This is a genomic window from Agromyces indicus (assembly GCF_031432295.1).
Taxonomy (GTDB): domain Bacteria; phylum Actinomycetota; class Actinomycetes; order Actinomycetales; family Microbacteriaceae; genus Agromyces; species Agromyces indicus.
Map to the genome: position 1 here is coordinate 202,543 of NZ_JAVKGS010000004.1, position 14,315 is coordinate 216,857.

The following is a 14,315-nucleotide window of genomic DNA, read 5'->3' on the forward strand; positions in this document are numbered from 1 at the left end:
GTGCCACGGCGAACAGTTGATCGGAAGGGCATTCACGATGGAATCCGTTGCGAATCGCGCACATCTCGACGGAATCACTTGTGGATGGACGAAGCGACTGTCATGATCGGACGCATGTCGAACGGCAACCGCACGTCCGGCCATCGGCCGGTGCAACTCGACGACGTCTCGAAGGCGATCATCGAGCAGCTCCAGGCCGACGGTCGCCGCTCTTATGCCGACATCGGCAAGGCCGTCGGCCTCTCGGAGGCCGCCGTGCGCCAGCGCGTGCAGCGCCTGACCGAGGCCGGCGTGATGCAGATCGTCGCGGTGACCGACCCGATGCAGCTCGGCTTCACCCGCCAGGCGATGATCGGCATCCGCGCCACCGGCGACACGCGCGCGCTCGCGGAGGCGCTCGCGGAGATCCCGGAGATCGACTACGTCGTCCTCACCGCGGGCAGTTTCGATCTCATGGCCGAGGTCGTCTGCGAGAACGACGACCAGCTCATCACCCTGCTGAACTCGCGGATCCGCAACCTCGACGGCGTCCAGACCACCGAGACGTTCGTCTACCTCAAGCTGCAGAAGCAGTTCTACAACTGGGGCACCCGCTGACCGCGGGCCGCCCGGAAGGAGATCCGATGACCACCCTCGATGCAGCCCCGAGCCTGGGTTCGGCCGGCTTCGACGACGCCGCGCTGCAGCAGAAGGCGAAGGACCACCTGTGGATGCACTTCGCCCGCCAGTCCACGATGGAGGAGAACGGGGTCCCCATCATCACGCGCGGTGACGGGCACCACGTCTTCGACATCAGCGGCCGCAAGTACTTCGACGGGCTCTCCGGGCTCTTCGTGGTGAACGCCGGCCACGGCCGCCGTCGGCTCGCCGAGGTCGCCGCACGCCAGGCGGAGGAGCTCGCGTTCTTCCCCATCTGGTCGTACGCGCACCCCGCGGCCATCGAGCTCGCCGACCGCCTGGCCGACTACGCCCCCGGCGACCTGAACCGCGTCTTCTTCTCGACCGGCGGCGGCGAGGCGGTCGAGACCGCCTTCAAGCTCGCGAAGTACTACTGGAAGCTGCGCGGCATCCCGACCAAGCACAAGGTCATCTCGCGTGCCGTGGCGTACCACGGCACGCCGCAGGGCGCCCTCGCCATCACCGGCATCCCCGCGATGAAGCAGATGTTCGAGCCGCTCACCCCCGGCGGGTTCCGCGTGCCCAACACCAACTTCTACCGCGCCGCCGAGATGGGCGGCCCCACCGACGACGTCGAGACCTTCGGACGCTGGGCCGCCGACCGCATCGAGGAGATGATCCTCTTCGAGGGCCCCGAGACGGTGGCCGCCGTCTTCCTCGAGCCGATCCAGAACTCCGGCGGATGCTTCCCGCCGCCGCCCGGCTACTTCCAGCGCGTGCGCGAGATCTGCGACAAGTACGACGTGCTCATGGTCTCCGACGAGGTCATCGCGGCGTTCGGTCGCGTCGGCCACATGTTCGCGTGCGACGCCTACGGCTACGTGCCCGACATGATCACGTGCGCCAAGGCGATGACCTCCGGCTACTCGCCCATCGGCGCGACGATCGTCTCCGAGAAGATCTACGAGCCGTTCAAGTCCGGCACGACGTCGTTCTACCACGGCTACACCTTCGGCGGGCACCCCGTCTCGGCGGCCGTCGCCCTCGAGAACCTCGACATCTTCGAGGAGGAGCGTCTCAACGAGCGGGTCCGCGAGAACTCGCCGCTGTTCCGCGCCGAGCTCGAGAAGCTCCTCGACCTGCCGATCGTCGGCGACGTGCGCGGCGACGGCTACTTCTTCGGCATCGAGCTCGTGAAGGACAAGGCCACCAGGGAGACCTTCGACGACGACGAGTCGGAGCGCCTGCTCCGCGGGTTCCTGTCGAAGGCGCTCTTCGACGCCGGCCTGTACTGCCGCGCCGACGACCGCGGCGACCCCGTCATCCAGCTGGCACCGCCCCTGACGATCGGACCTTCGGAGTTCCGCGAGATCGAGCAGATCCTCCGCGGCGTCCTCACCGAGGCGTGGAGCCGCCTCTGATGACGGCGGTCGGCGACGCGACGGATGCCGCTCCGGCGGGGTACCGCCGCGCGAGCTTCTGGCTCGACGACCTCGCCGCGCGCGGGCTGGACGACCTCCGCCCGCGCGCGGCGCTCACGCGAGACGCGCGATTCGACGTGTGCCTCATCGGCGGCGGCCTGACGGCGCTCTGGACCGCGTATGCGCTGAATGCGGCCGATCCGGACCTGAGGATCGCCGTGCTCGAACGGGAGATCGCCGGCTTCGGCGCGTCCGGTCGCAACGGCGGCTGGTGCTCGGCGCTGTTCCCGCGGTCGGCGAGTTCGCTCGAACGCTCGCACGGCCGCGACGCGGCCGTCGCGATGCGTCGTGCGATGGTCGACACCGTCGCCGAGGTGGGGCGCGTGGTCGACGTCGAGGGCATCGACTGCGATTTCGCCCAGGGCGGGACGGTGCTGTTCGCCCGTGACGAGGTCCAGCGCGGTGCGGCGCGGGCGGAGGTGCTCGAGGCCGACCGGTTCGGCGTCGACGCCCTGGAGTACTGGGATGCCGACGCCGTCGCCGACCGGTTCGGCGCCGTCGGACTCGACGGGCGAGTCCCGGCGGCGGTGATCGACCCGGCCACCGCCAGGGTCCATCCCGCCAAGCTGGTGCGAGGACTCGCCCGTGTCCTCGAGGCGCGCGGCGTCGCGATCTTCGAACGCACCGAGGTCGTCGACTTCGCGGCCGGGCGCGTGCGGTTCCGAGCGCTCGACGGCAGCGACGCCGAGGGGACCCTCGCCGCGCGCCACGTGATCGTGGCCACCGAGGGGTACGGGCCCGGTCTCCCCCGCGTACGGCGGCGCATCCTGCCGATCTACTCGCTCATGATCGCCACCGAGCCGCTCCCCGACGCCGTCTGGGACGAGATCGGGATCGAGCACGGCCAGACGTTCAGCGACTTCCGGCACCTCCTGGTCTACGGCCAGCGCACCGCCGACAATCGCGTCGCGTTCGGCGGACGGGGCGCGCACTACCACTTCGGCAGCGCCGTCGACCCTCGGTTCGAGCGTTCGGACGCGGTCTTCACCCATCTCCGCCGCGCGCTCCGAGACCTGTTCCCCGCCGTCGGGGATGCCGCGATCACCCATCGCTGGGGCGGACCGCTGGGCATCTCGCGCGACTGGCATGCGACCGCCAGCTACAACCCGCGCACGGGAGTCGGCTTCGCCGGCGGGTACGTGGGCGACGGCCTCTCGACGACCAACCTCGCCGGACGCACGCTCGCCGACCTCGTGCTCGGGCGTCGCAGCGACCTCACCGAGCTGCCGTGGGCGAACCATCGCTCGCCGCTCTGGGAACCGGAGCCCATCCGCTGGGTGCTCGCGAACCTCGGCATCACCGGCATGGCGATCGCCGACGCCGAGGAGCGCGCGACCAGGCGGCCTTCCCTGCTGGCGAGGATGATCGGCCCGTTCACCGGTCACTGACCCGTCCGGCGCTCCCATGCGGTATCCGCCGGCGGCTGGAACGCCCACTCCGGCAGCGTGCCGGTTCCGAAGAATCGGGCGAGCACCTGGGACATGCCGTGCTCGGCGTCCGACTCGAGGGCGAGTTCGATGAGCGCGCCCGCAGCCGAGCCGCGGCCGAGCGCCCACGACAGCCATGCCGCGACGCACAGCGCGCCGGCGCGGTGCGATACCGGAGCGTTCGCGGCGGCGACGGTGAGCGTCTCGAGCGCCCGTTCGATGCGTCGGCGCTCGGGCCTGGCGGCGGCCTGGCCGAGCAGCAGGCGGGTGAGGAACGCGTCGACCGACTCGGCATCGGCCTCGTCGAACTCGCGCCGCATGAGCTCCTCGAGGCTGGCATCCGCGTCGCGGGCGCGGAGCGCGGCGTCCTCGGCGGAGTCGAGGGCGAGCTCGCCGATCACCGCACCGAAGGCCACCTGCAGGAGCACGGCGTCGCGGAACAGGGGCCGCTCGAGCAGGTGCACGAGCCAGGCGAGGCCGGCGGGCGAGGCGATCTCGCCCCGCGCGAGCTGCTCCGCGGCGACGACGGGATCGAGCCCGTCGCCCAGTTCGCGCTCGAGTTCGTCGAGCGCCGCCCGCCGCCGCCGTTCGCACTCGACGACCTCGTCCGCGCCGTCGACCGGGCCGTCGAGCTCGGCGAGCAGGCGGGCGATCTCGGCGCTCACCAGCGGGTCCGGTTCCGGCAGGCGCGCGAGCTTCGCCGGCGAGTCCGCGACCGGCCCGTGCTCCTCCGCCCGTGCGGCGAGCGCGCTCTCGGCGACGAGGCTGAGCTCGCGCCCTCCGGACGGCAGGTCGTCGTCGAGCAGCGAACCCCAGGCGTCCGCGGCGACGCACAACGCGTCCCGCACCAGGAAGCCGGCCTCCTCGGCCCGTCGGACGATCGCCTCGAGCAGCTCGCGATGCGGCATGCCGCCGTCCTCTGCGAATTCCCGGTCGGTGTACACGATGGGGACGACCGCATCGGCCTCGGCGAGCCGGCACATCGTGCCGACCATCGTCGAGACCAGCGCGTCGGCCGATTCCGGATCTGCGGGAAGGTCGTGGCGCAGGACGCCGCCCGTGCGGTTGCCGCTGAACGCCACGCAGAGCACGGATCGGGCGGGACGGTAGCCCACGAGGGCGGGAACGAGTGCGAGGAAGTCGTGCGCCGAGCCGGCGCGGATGATCGTCGTCATGCGCCAAGCGTCGGCGACGGGCGACCGCCTGGGAGGCGGCGCATCCTGCCGGTGGGCGCCGCGGAGTCACGGCCGCCTGGGGAGGACTGGTCGGACCGCTCCTCCACAGGCCGCGGTCTTGACCGCCGCACGAGCAGTGTCCGATTCCCGCCAGTCGATGACGGATGCCGCGGCTAGCCTCGAAGCATGACCTCCCCGTACCTCCTTCGCTTCGACAGCCCCGTCGGCCGCATTGAACTGCAGGCCGATGACACGCACCTGACCTCGCTCACCATGGAGCGCGACGGGACGCTCCCCCACGACGACGAGCCGGAGCGTCCCAATCCCGTGCTGGAGTCGGCACGCCGCCAACTCACGGAGTACTTCGCGGGCACCCGCACGGAGTTCGACCTCCCGGTCCGGCTGGTGGGTACGCCCTTCCAGCAGGCGGTCTGGTCGGAGCTCGGGCGGCTCGGGTGGGGCGAGGCGACGTCGTACGGCGCGCTGGCTGCCGCCGTCGGCCGCCCGGGTTCGGCTCGCGCCATCGGCGGGGCCGTCGGGGCGAATCCCGTGCCGATCATCGTGGGGTGCCACCGCGTGCTCGCGTCCGACGGGCGGGTCACCGGCTACTCGGGCGGCGAGGGCGTCCCCACCAAGCTGTGGTTGCTCGCTCACGAACGCGTCGGGTTCGCCGCATGACGACCTCCGTCGACGTGGTCCTGGGCGAGGACGGCCTCGCCCGCTGCGCGTGGGGGGCGGCGGATGCCGAGTACCGGCGGTACCACGACGAGGAATGGGGTCGTCCGCAACACGACCCCGTACGCCTCTACGAGAAGCTCTGCCTCGAAGGCTTCCAGGCCGGGCTGTCCTGGATCACGATCCTCCGGCGACGTCCCGCGTTCCGCGAGGTCTTCCACGGCTTCGCGCCCGAGCGAGTGGCGCAGATGGACGAGGCCGACGTCGAGCGGTTGCTCGCCGACGCCCGCATCATCCGACACCGCGGCAAGATCGAGGCGACCATCTCGAACGCCCATGCCGTGCTCGCCCTCGACGAGCCCCTCGACCGCTACCTGTGGCGATTCGCGCCTCCGCGACGCGGGCGCGCGCCTCGTTCCTTCGCCGAGGTACCCGCCGTGACGACGGAATCCACCGCCATGAGCCGCGCGCTCCGCTCGCACGGCTTCCGATTCGTCGGACCCACGACGATGTACGCGCTCATGCAGGCGACCGGCATGGTGGACGACCACGTCGCCGGGTGCTTCAGAGCCGGAGCCGAGGACGCTCCGCGGCGCTGACGGCTCGGGCGCCGCGGGCGCGGACCGGTCCGGTCAGGCGACGAGTTCGAGCTCGTCCGGCCGAGCCCCGTCGACGGCGGCTCCTGCGTCGAGGGTGAAGCCCGCGGCACGGGCCCACTGGATGAGGTCGTCCCGGTCGTGGAGGACCGGCTGGTCGCCGAGCAGCGCCCGCACGAACAGGCCCTTGGCACGCTTGTTGAAGTGGTTCAGCGCACGCCGACGCCCCTGCGCGTCGGCGGAGACGACGCGCAGGTAGACGGAGTCGCGGCGCGCGGGAGCCGGTCCGAGGTCGGCGTACCCCTCCGACCGCAGGTCGACCACGAGTCCCGGGTGGTCGGAGAGCACCTCGGCGATGCGCTCCCGCCACAGCGACTTCAATCGGAGACCCGGCAGCCGGGAGTCGTGGGACAGGCGATACGCGGGAATGCGGTCGAGCGCGCCGACGAGCCCGAAGAGCGCCGAGTGCACCGCCAGGTGCGACGCGGCGTACCGACGCGCCTCCTCGCCGAGGGTCGGCGCATCCAGGGCGTCGAACAGGACGCCGGTGTAGCGATCGATCGCCGCCATGGTCGGCGATTCCCGCAGCGCGCGGTTGCGCTCCACCTCGCCGGCCTGGCGGGGTCCGAGCTTGAGGGCGCGCATCATCGCGTCGGGATCCGCGGCGAGCGACGTCACCGCCGCCAGCACCTCGGCCCGTGGCTCCGCGAGCGTCGGGAAGGAGAGCTGCGACGGCTGGAACGGACCATGGGTCCCACCCTCGCGCTTGGTCTCGGACGGCGGCAGCAGGAGCAGCACTACGAGCCGATGAACGCCAGCGCGGCGTCGACGTTCGCGCCGAGCGACTGCGCGCTGTCGATCGTCACGCGCGGAAGCGCTGAAGACGGCCCCGTCCAGGGTGCGTACCCCTCGAGGCTCTGCTCCACGGCACGCCAGGTGGTCTCGTCGAGGTGCGGGAGGTGCCGTTCGCGCTTCTCGAGACGCTGCCGGTGCAGCGCTTCGTCCGAGCAGACGACCTCGATCACGCGAAGGCGGACGTCGTTGCGCTGGGCGAGGTCCCGCCACTGCAGGCGGGCGGACTCCGCGGCGTTCACCGCGTCGACGATCACCGTGCGCCCGGATTCGAGCTCCTTCTCGGCGATCTGCTCGGCCACGAGGTACGCGGCGAGGCCGGTCGGCTGGTCGGCGTCGATCCCCGCACGGAGGATCGCGGACTCGATCGGGTCGACCGAGACGACCGTGGCGCCGAGGCGGGCGCCGACGATCTCGCCGATCGTCGACTTGCCCGCGCCCGGCAGCCCGGCCATCACGATGAGCTGGGTGACGCTCAGGTCACCGAACTGGCGGTCGAACGGCTGCTCCCCCTGCATCCGCAGCCTCTCAGGCGAGCGCGGCCCGCGAGGCCACGACCTGCACGGCGTCGGACTGCACGGACAGGAATCCGTCCTCCGCGTTGGCGGTGATCTTCTCACCGCCGGGCAGGGTGACGCGCACCTCGCCGCCGGCGAGGATCGCGAGCATCGGCTCGTGACCCGGCAGGATGCCGATCTCGCCTTCGACCGTGCGCGCCACCACCATGGCCGCCTCGCCGGACCAGACCTCCTGGTCCGCCGAGACGACGCTCACGTTGAGGGCGGCCATGATCAGCCGTTCTCCTTCTGGATCTTCGCCCACTTCTCCTCGACGTCGGAGATCGGTCCGACGTTGAAGAACGCCTGCTCGGCGACGTGGTCGAAGTCGCCGCGGGCGATCGCGTCGAACGACTCGATCGTGTACTTGAGCGGGACGGTCGAGCCCTCGACACCCGTGAACTTCTTGGCCATGTAGGTGTTCTGCGAGAGGAACTGCTGGATGCGGCGCGCACGCGACACCGTGATCTTGTCCTCTTCGGAGAGCTCGTCGACACCGAGGATGGCGATGATCTCCTGCAGTTCCTTGTTCTTCTGGAGGATCTGCTTGACCGTGGTGGCCACGCGGTAGTGGTCCTCGCCCAGGTAACGCGGGTCGAGGATGCGCGACGTGGAGGTCAGCGGGTCGACCGCGGGGTAGAGGCCCTTCGAGGCGATCTCACGCGAGAGCTCGGTGGTCGCGTCGAGGTGCGCGAACGTCGTGGCGGGCGCCGGGTCGGTGTAGTCGTCAGCGGGCACGTAGATCGCCTGCAGCGAGGTGATCGAGTGGCCACGCGTCGACGTGATGCGCTCCTGCAGGATGCCCATCTCGTCGGCGAGGTTCGGCTGGTAGCCCACCGCGGAGGGCATGCGGCCGAGCAGCGTCGACACCTCGGAACCGGCCTGGGTGAAGCGGAAGATGTTGTCGATGAACAGCAGCACGTCCTGCTTCTGGACGTCGCGGAAGTACTCCGCCATGGTCAGCGCCGACAGCGCGACGCGCAGGCGCGTCCCGGGCGGCTCGTCCATCTGGCCGAAGACCAGGGCCGTCTTGTCGAAGACGCCGGCCTCCTCCATCTCGTGGATGAGGTCGTTGCCCTCACGCGTGCGCTCGCCGACGCCGGCGAACACCGAGACACCACCGTGGTCCTGGGCGACGCGCTGGATCATCTCCTGGATGAGGACCGTCTTGCCGACGCCCGCACCACCGAAGAGGCCGATCTTGCCACCCTGCACGTACGGGGTGAGCAGGTCGATGACCTTGATGCCGGTCTCGAAGAGCTGGGTCTTGGACTCGAGCTGGTCGAACTTCGGCGGCTTGCGGTGGATCGGCCAGCGCTCGGTGATCTCGATGGTCTCACCGGGCTCACCGTTCAGCACCTCGCCGATGACGTTGAAGACCTTGCCCTTGGTGACGTCGCCGACGGGCACCGAGATCGGTGCGCGGGTGTCGTGCACCTCCTGGCCGCGGACGAGGCCGTCGGTCGGCTTGAGCGCGATGGCGCGCACGAGGTCGTCGCCCAGGTGCTGCGCGACCTCGAGCGTGAGCTCGGTGCTCTCGCCCTCGATGGTGATGGTGGTCTTCAGGGCGTTGTAGATCTCGGGGATCGAGTCGTGCGGGAACTCGATGTCGACGACCGGGCCGGTGACGCGGGCGATGCGGCCGACGGCCCCGGTCCGGTCCTGGACCGGCGCGGTTGCGGTGTCAGTCATGTTCTCTTCCTTCTGGATGAATCTTGGCTACTTGGAGGAGGAGAGCGCGTCGGCTCCACCCACGATTTCGGCGATCTGCTGCGTGATCTCGGACTGACGGGCCTCGTTGGCCAGTCGCGTGTAGTCCGTGATGAGCTTGTCGGCGTTGTCGGTGGCCGACTTCATCGCCTTCTGCGTCGCCGCGTGCTTCGCCGCCGCGGACTGCAGCATCGCGTTGAAGATGCGGCTCTCGATGTAGACGGGGAGGAGCCCGTCGAGGACGGTCTCGGCGTCGGGCTCGAACTCGTAGAGCGGGAACACCTCCGCCTTGCCGGTGGGCGCCTGCTCCTCCTCGGCCTCGACGACCTCGAGCGGCAGCAGTCGGGTGACGACCGGCACCTGCGTGATCCGGCTCACGAACCGGTTGTAGACGATGTGGATCTCGTCGACGCCGCCGTCGGCGGAGTCGCGGAGGAACGCCTCGAGCACGGCGTCCGCGACCTCCTTGGCGGTGTCGAACTCGGGGTTGTCGGTCCCGCCGATCCAGCTGCGCTCGTAGTCCCGGCGTCGGAACGTGAAGTACCCCACCGACTTGCGGCCGATGAGGAAGTACACGACCTGCTTGCCCTGGCTGCGAAGCAGCTCGGCGAGCTCCTCCGCCTCACGGAGCACCTGCGAGTTGAAGGCGCCCGCGAGGCCGCGGTCCGACGTGAAGATCACGATCGCGGCGCGGTCGACGCGCTCGGGCTCGGTCGTGAGCACGTGCGAGACGTTCGAGTAGCTCGCCACCGCCGACACCGCGCGAGTGATCGCGTCGGAGTACGGCGTCGACGCGGCGACGCGCGCCTGCGCCTTCTGGATCCGCGAGGCGGAGATGAGCTCCATCGCTCGCGTGATCTTCTTGGTCGTCTGCGCCGACTTGATCTTCTGGCGGTAGACCCGAAGCTGCGCTCCCATGTTTCTCCTGTGTCCTGATTTCCCGTTCCCGGACCCTCACGCCGGCTCGGCCGACGCCGAGGGCCCGGGGACGAAGGAATCGACTAGCGACGACCCTTGACGATCTTCTCCTGGACGACCTCTTCCTCGGCGATCGCCTCGAACTGCTCGCTGCCGACCGAGGCGAGCGGCTTGCCCTCACCCGTCTGGAACTCGAGCTTGAACTTGTCGACCTCGGACTCGAGAGTCGCGACCGTCTCGTCGGAGAGCACGTTCGACTCGCGGAGGTCCGCCAGCACCGAGGTGTTGCGGCCGAGGTAGTCGAGGAACTCGCGCTCGAAGCGCAGGATGTCCTCGACGGGGACCTCGTCGAGCTTGCCGTTAGTGCCCGCCCAGATCGAGACGACCTGCTCCTCGACGGGGTACGGCGAGTACTGCGGCTGCTTGAGCAGCTCCGTGAGGCGCGCGCCGCGCTCGAGCTGGCGGCGGCTGGCCGCGTCGAGGTCAGACGCGAACATCGCGAAGGCCTCGAGTGCGCGGTACTGCGCGAGCTCGAGCTTGAGCGTGCCGGAGACCTTCTTGATCGACTTGACCTGCGCGTCACCGCCGACTCGCGACACCGAGATGCCGACGTCGACCGCGGGGCGCTGGTTCGAGTTGAACAGGTCGGACTGGAGGAAGATCTGACCGTCGGTGATCGAGATCACGTTGGTCGGGATGTAGGCCGAGACGTCGTTCGCCTTGGTCTCGATGATCGGCAGACCCGTCATCGAACCCGCACCGAGCTCGTCCGACAGCTTCGCGCAACGCTCGAGGAGCCGCGAGTGCAGGTAGAAGACGTCGCCCGGGTACGCCTCACGGCCCGGCGGACGGCGCAGCAGCAGCGACACCGCGCGGTAGGCCTCGGCCTGCTTGGACAGGTCGTCGAAGATGATGAGCACGTGCTTGCCGGCGTACATCCAGTGCTGGCCGATGGCCGAGCCGGTGTACGGCGCGAGGTACTTGAAGCCCGCGGGGTCCGACGCCGGCGCCGCGACGATGGTGGTGTACTCCATCGCACCGGCGTCCTCGAGCGCGCCCTTCACCGAGGCGATGGTCGAGCCCTTCTGGCCGATCGCGACGTAGATGCAGCGCACCTGCTTGGTGGGGTCGCCCGACTCCCAGTTCGACTTCTGGTTGATGATCGTGTCGATGGCGATGGCGGTCTTGCCGGTCTGGCGGTCGCCGATGATGAGCTGGCGCTGGCCGCGGCCGACAGGGATCATCGCGTCGATCGCCTTGATGCCGGTCTGCAGCGGCTCGTGCACCGACTTGCGCTGCATGACGCCGGGCGCCTGGAGCTCGAGCGCGCGGCGCCCCTCGCTCGCGATCTCGCCGAGGCCGTCGATCGGGTTGCCGAGCGGGTCGACGACGCGCCCGAGGTAGCCCTCGCCGACGGGCACCGAGAGGACCTCGCCCGTGCGGGTCACCTCCATGCCCTCCTCGATGCCGGTGAACTCGCCGAGCACGACGACACCGATCTCGTCCTCGTCGAGGTTGAGCGCGAGGCCGAGCGTGCCGTCCGCGAAGCGCACGAGCTCGTTCGCCATGACCGAGGGCAGGCCCTCGACGTGGGCGATGCCGTCGGCGGCGTCGACGACGTAGCCGACCTCGGTCTTCTGCGCCGCGCCCGGCTCGTAGTCCCGGGCGAACTCCGAGAGAGCCGAACGGATCTCGTCGGGGCTGATGGAGAGTTCTGCCATTGCCATTTCCTTTTCTGAGGGCCAGGCCCTGTCCTGTACCGGGGTACAGCTGCTGGTGGGTCGCGGCGCGGACGCCGGTCGGGTGGGGCCGGCGTCAGCCGGCGAGCTGCTGCCTCAGGTCGTTGAGGCGGCTGGCGACGCTGCCGTCGATGACGTCGTCGCCGATCTGCACCCGCACGCCGCCGAGGACCTCGGGGTCGACGATGGAGTCGAAGCGGATGCGGCGGCCGGCCTGGCTTCCGAGCGTGCGCTCGAGCCGGGCGACCTGGTCGTCGGTGAGCGGAACCGCGCTCGTGACGGTGGCGACGTCGAAGCCGCGCTGGTCGGCGACGACGGATGCCGCGTGCCGCAGCATCTCGCCGATGCGGCGGCCTCGCGGCTGCTGCACCAGGTGTCCGACGATCATCGTGGTGGCCGCCGACGCGCGCGGGGCGAGCAGCCGCTCGACCAGCCGGACCTTGGCATCGGTCGAACCGAGCTTCGATCCGAGCGCGAGCTCGAGCTCGGCGTCGGACGCGACTGCGCGCTGGAACGCGTACAGCTCGGCGTCGACCTCGACCGACTCGCCCGCCGCCTCGGCGGCGACGCGGAGCCCGAGGTCCTCGAGCCCGCCGAGGAAGTCCTCGGCCGAGGACCAGCGCTGCGACGCCGCGCTCGCGAGGAGCGCCGCGGCCGCAGGCTGGAGACGGCCGCCGAAGACGCGCTCGACGAGCGCGCGCTTCTGGTCAGGACCGGCCTCGTTGTCGGTGAGGGCCGTACGCAGCTGCGGCGTGGCGCCGATGACCCGGGTCGCGGCGAGGAGGTCGCCGGCGACCGGGAGCTCGGCCCGGCCGAGCGTCGCGAGCTCCGCTCGCGTCCCGGCCAGGGCCCCTCTCGTAGCGCTGCCCATGGACTACTTCTTCCCTCCTGCGGCGGCCTGCTCGGACGCCTCGAGGTCGGCGAGGAAGCGGTCGACGACGGCCTTGGCCTTCTGGTCGTCGGTGAGGGTCTCCCCCACCACGCCGGAGGCGAGGTCGATCGCGATGGTGCCGACCTCGGAGCGGAGCGAGACGAGCGCGGTCTGGCGCTCCGCCTCGATCTGCGCCTGCGCGCTCGCGGTGATGCGAGCCGCCTCGGTCGATGCCTGCTCCTTCGCCTCGGCGACGATCTTCTTGCCGTCCTCGCGAGCGGTCTCGCGGATCCGGCCGGCCTCGGCACGCGCGTCGGCGAGCTGGGCGGTGTACTCCTCGAGCGCCGCCTCGGCCTTGCGCTGGGCCTCGTCGGCCTTCGCGATGTTGCCCTCGATCGCCTCGGCACGCTCATCGAGCAGCTTCTGGAGTCGGGGCAGCGCATAGCGCCAGAAGAAGAGCAGCAGCACCGCGAAGATGACCGCCGACCAGATGATGTCGTAGTCGGCCGGCAGCAGCGGGTTGTACTCCCCCTCGGTAGCAGCACTCACGACTGCATGAAGCACGATTGCCTCCTCGGTGTGCGTGGCCCGATCAGAAGCCGAAGATGAAGCCGGTGGCGATACCGACGAACGCGAGCGCCTCGGTGAAGGCGATGCCGATCCACATCAGGACCTGGAGTCGGCCGGCGAGCTCGGGCTGGCGAGCGACGCCCTCGATGGTCTTGCCGACGACGATGCCCACGCCGATGGCCGGGCCGATCGCCGCGAGGCCGTAGCCGACCGTCGCGATGCTGCCGCTGATCTCCGCGAGAACGGTGGTTGCGTCCACGTTGTGTTTCCTTTCTTGGGGGTGTTCTGGGCGTTTGCCCGGCTCAGTGCTCCTCGGCCACCGCGAGCTGAATGTACACGGCGGTGAGGAGTGTGAAGACGTAGGCCTGGAGGATCGCGACGAGGATCTCGAACAGCGTGAAGGCGAAGCCGAAGGCCAGGCTGCCCGCTGCGAGCACGGTCCACGCGCCGCCCAGGGTGAACAGGAAGAAGTGCGTCGCCGAGAAGAAGAGCACGAGCAGGAGGTGCCCGACGATCATGTTCATCAGGAGTCGTAGCGTCAGCGTGACGGGCCGCAGGATGAACGTGGAGATCAGCTCGATGAGGGCGACGATCGGGAGCACGAAGATCGGCACGCCCGACGGGAACAGCGAGTTCTTGAAGAAGTTCTTGGGGCTCTTCTTAATGCCGGCGTAGATGAACGTGACGTAGGAAACGATCGCGAGCACGAGCGGGACGCCGATCACCGACGTTCCCGCGATGTTGAGCCCGGGGATGACGCCCGTCAGGTTCATGAACAGGATCATGAAGAACATCGTCGTCAGGATCGGCAGGAATCGCTTGCCGTCCTTCTTGCCGAGGAGGTCCTCGGCGATGTTCACGCGGACGAAGTCCAGTCCCATCTCGACGATGCTCTGGAATCGGCCCGGGATGACGCGCATGCGTCGCGTGCCCAGCCAGAACACCAGGAGGAGGGCCGCGACCGCGATGAAGCGGACCAGCATGATCCGGTTGATCGCGAACGGGGTCCCCTCGAAGAGCACCACTTCGGGGAAGAACTCCGAGATCGAGGGCGCATGGAAGCCACCATCTTCGGTTGCAGTCAGAACCAGCAGGTTCACAGCGTTAGCTAGCAGCGCTATCTCCT

16 protein-coding genes are annotated in these 14,315 nt (G+C 69.8%); 5 read left to right on the forward strand and 11 right to left on the reverse strand.

Going from position 1 to position 14,315, the window contains the following annotated elements; genetic code table 11:
* Positions 1-114: 114 nt before the first annotated feature.
* From RH861_RS14215 to RH861_RS14225, 3 genes are read left to right on the forward strand one after another with little or no spacing between them, the layout of a single operon-like run.
* Positions 115-597, forward strand: coding sequence for an Lrp/AsnC family transcriptional regulator (locus RH861_RS14215; RefSeq protein WP_067947159.1), 483 nt, complete (start codon positions 115-117; stop codon positions 595-597).
* A gap of 26 nt (positions 598-623) precedes the next feature.
* Entirely contained in the window at positions 624-2,039 is a 1,416-nt protein-coding gene (locus RH861_RS14220) for an aspartate aminotransferase family protein (protein ID WP_310521534.1), read from the forward strand.
* Positions 2,039-3,487, forward strand: coding sequence for an NAD(P)/FAD-dependent oxidoreductase (locus tag RH861_RS14225; RefSeq protein ID WP_310521535.1), 1,449 nt, complete (start codon positions 2,039-2,041; stop codon positions 3,485-3,487). The genes RH861_RS14220 and RH861_RS14225 overlap by 1 nt, the downstream gene beginning before the upstream one ends.
* Here the strand turns inward: RH861_RS14225 and RH861_RS14230 are convergent.
* Positions 3,481-4,701 (reverse strand): DUF4192 family protein, encoded by a 1,221-nt coding sequence (locus tag RH861_RS14230; protein ID WP_310521536.1) that lies wholly within the window; start codon positions 4,699-4,701, stop codon positions 3,481-3,483. The genes RH861_RS14225 and RH861_RS14230 overlap by 7 nt on opposite strands.
* A 186-nt stretch (positions 4,702-4,887) precedes the next feature.
* Between RH861_RS14230 and RH861_RS14235 the strand changes: the two genes are divergently transcribed.
* Positions 4,888-5,379 carry a methylated-DNA--[protein]-cysteine S-methyltransferase gene (locus RH861_RS14235; protein ID WP_310521537.1) on the forward strand — a complete coding sequence of 164 codons (492 nt, stop codon included), beginning with the start codon at positions 4,888-4,890 and terminating at the stop codon, positions 5,377-5,379.
* Positions 5,376-5,975 carry a DNA-3-methyladenine glycosylase I gene (locus RH861_RS14240; protein ID WP_310521538.1) on the forward strand — a complete coding sequence of 200 codons (600 nt, stop codon included), beginning with the start codon at positions 5,376-5,378 and terminating at the stop codon, positions 5,973-5,975. The genes RH861_RS14235 and RH861_RS14240 overlap by 4 nt, the downstream gene beginning before the upstream one ends.
* Before the next feature lie 33 nt (positions 5,976-6,008).
* Here RH861_RS14240 and RH861_RS14245 read toward each other — a convergent pair whose 3' ends face one another.
* The 10 genes from RH861_RS14245 to atpB all read right to left on the reverse strand — a co-directional run bounded on the left by RH861_RS14245 (position 6,009) and on the right by atpB (position 14,289).
* On the reverse strand, positions 6,009-6,770 hold the full coding sequence (locus RH861_RS14245; protein ID WP_310521539.1) for a YaaA family protein: 762 nt from the start codon (positions 6,768-6,770) through the stop codon (positions 6,009-6,011).
* A complete protein-coding gene (locus RH861_RS14250) occupies positions 6,770-7,342 on the reverse strand; it encodes a P-loop nucleotide/nucleoside kinase family protein (protein ID WP_067947099.1) in 573 nt (190 codons plus the stop codon). The genes RH861_RS14245 and RH861_RS14250 overlap by 1 nt, the downstream gene beginning before the upstream one ends.
* A gap of 10 nt (positions 7,343-7,352) precedes the next feature.
* Positions 7,353-7,613: a F0F1 ATP synthase subunit epsilon gene (locus RH861_RS14255; protein WP_067947101.1), complete on the reverse strand. Its 261-nt coding sequence runs from the start codon at positions 7,611-7,613 to the stop codon at positions 7,353-7,355.
* A 2-nt stretch (positions 7,614-7,615) separates the two neighbouring features.
* Positions 7,616-9,073, reverse strand: a complete 1,458-nt coding sequence (gene atpD / locus RH861_RS14260) for a F0F1 ATP synthase subunit beta (RefSeq protein WP_310521540.1) — start codon at positions 9,071-9,073, stop codon at positions 7,616-7,618.
* A 27-nt stretch (positions 9,074-9,100) separates the two neighbouring features.
* Positions 9,101-10,009, reverse strand: coding sequence for a F0F1 ATP synthase subunit gamma (locus tag RH861_RS14265; protein WP_067947105.1), 909 nt, complete (start codon positions 10,007-10,009; stop codon positions 9,101-9,103).
* A gap of 83 nt (positions 10,010-10,092) precedes the next feature.
* Complete coding sequence (gene atpA, locus RH861_RS14270) at positions 10,093-11,730, reverse strand: F0F1 ATP synthase subunit alpha (protein WP_310521541.1); 1,638 nt, start codon at positions 11,728-11,730, stop codon at positions 10,093-10,095.
* Positions 11,731-11,824: 94 nt separating this feature from the next.
* Entirely contained in the window at positions 11,825-12,619 is a 795-nt protein-coding gene (locus RH861_RS14275; RefSeq protein ID WP_310521542.1) for a F0F1 ATP synthase subunit delta, read from the reverse strand.
* Positions 12,620-12,622: 3 nt separating this feature from the next.
* Entirely contained in the window at positions 12,623-13,183 is a 561-nt protein-coding gene (locus tag RH861_RS14280) for a F0F1 ATP synthase subunit B (protein ID WP_248598395.1), read from the reverse strand.
* A 28-nt stretch (positions 13,184-13,211) separates the two neighbouring features.
* Positions 13,212-13,448, reverse strand: a complete 237-nt coding sequence (atpE, locus tag RH861_RS14285; RefSeq protein ID WP_067947113.1) for an ATP synthase F0 subunit C — start codon at positions 13,446-13,448, stop codon at positions 13,212-13,214.
* A 43-nt stretch (positions 13,449-13,491) separates the two neighbouring features.
* The gene (gene atpB, locus RH861_RS14290) at positions 13,492-14,289 is read right to left on the reverse strand and encodes a F0F1 ATP synthase subunit A (protein WP_067947116.1); all 798 of its coding nucleotides are present in this window, start codon (positions 14,287-14,289) and stop codon (positions 13,492-13,494) included.
* Between the last annotated feature and the right edge of the window lie 26 nt (positions 14,290-14,315).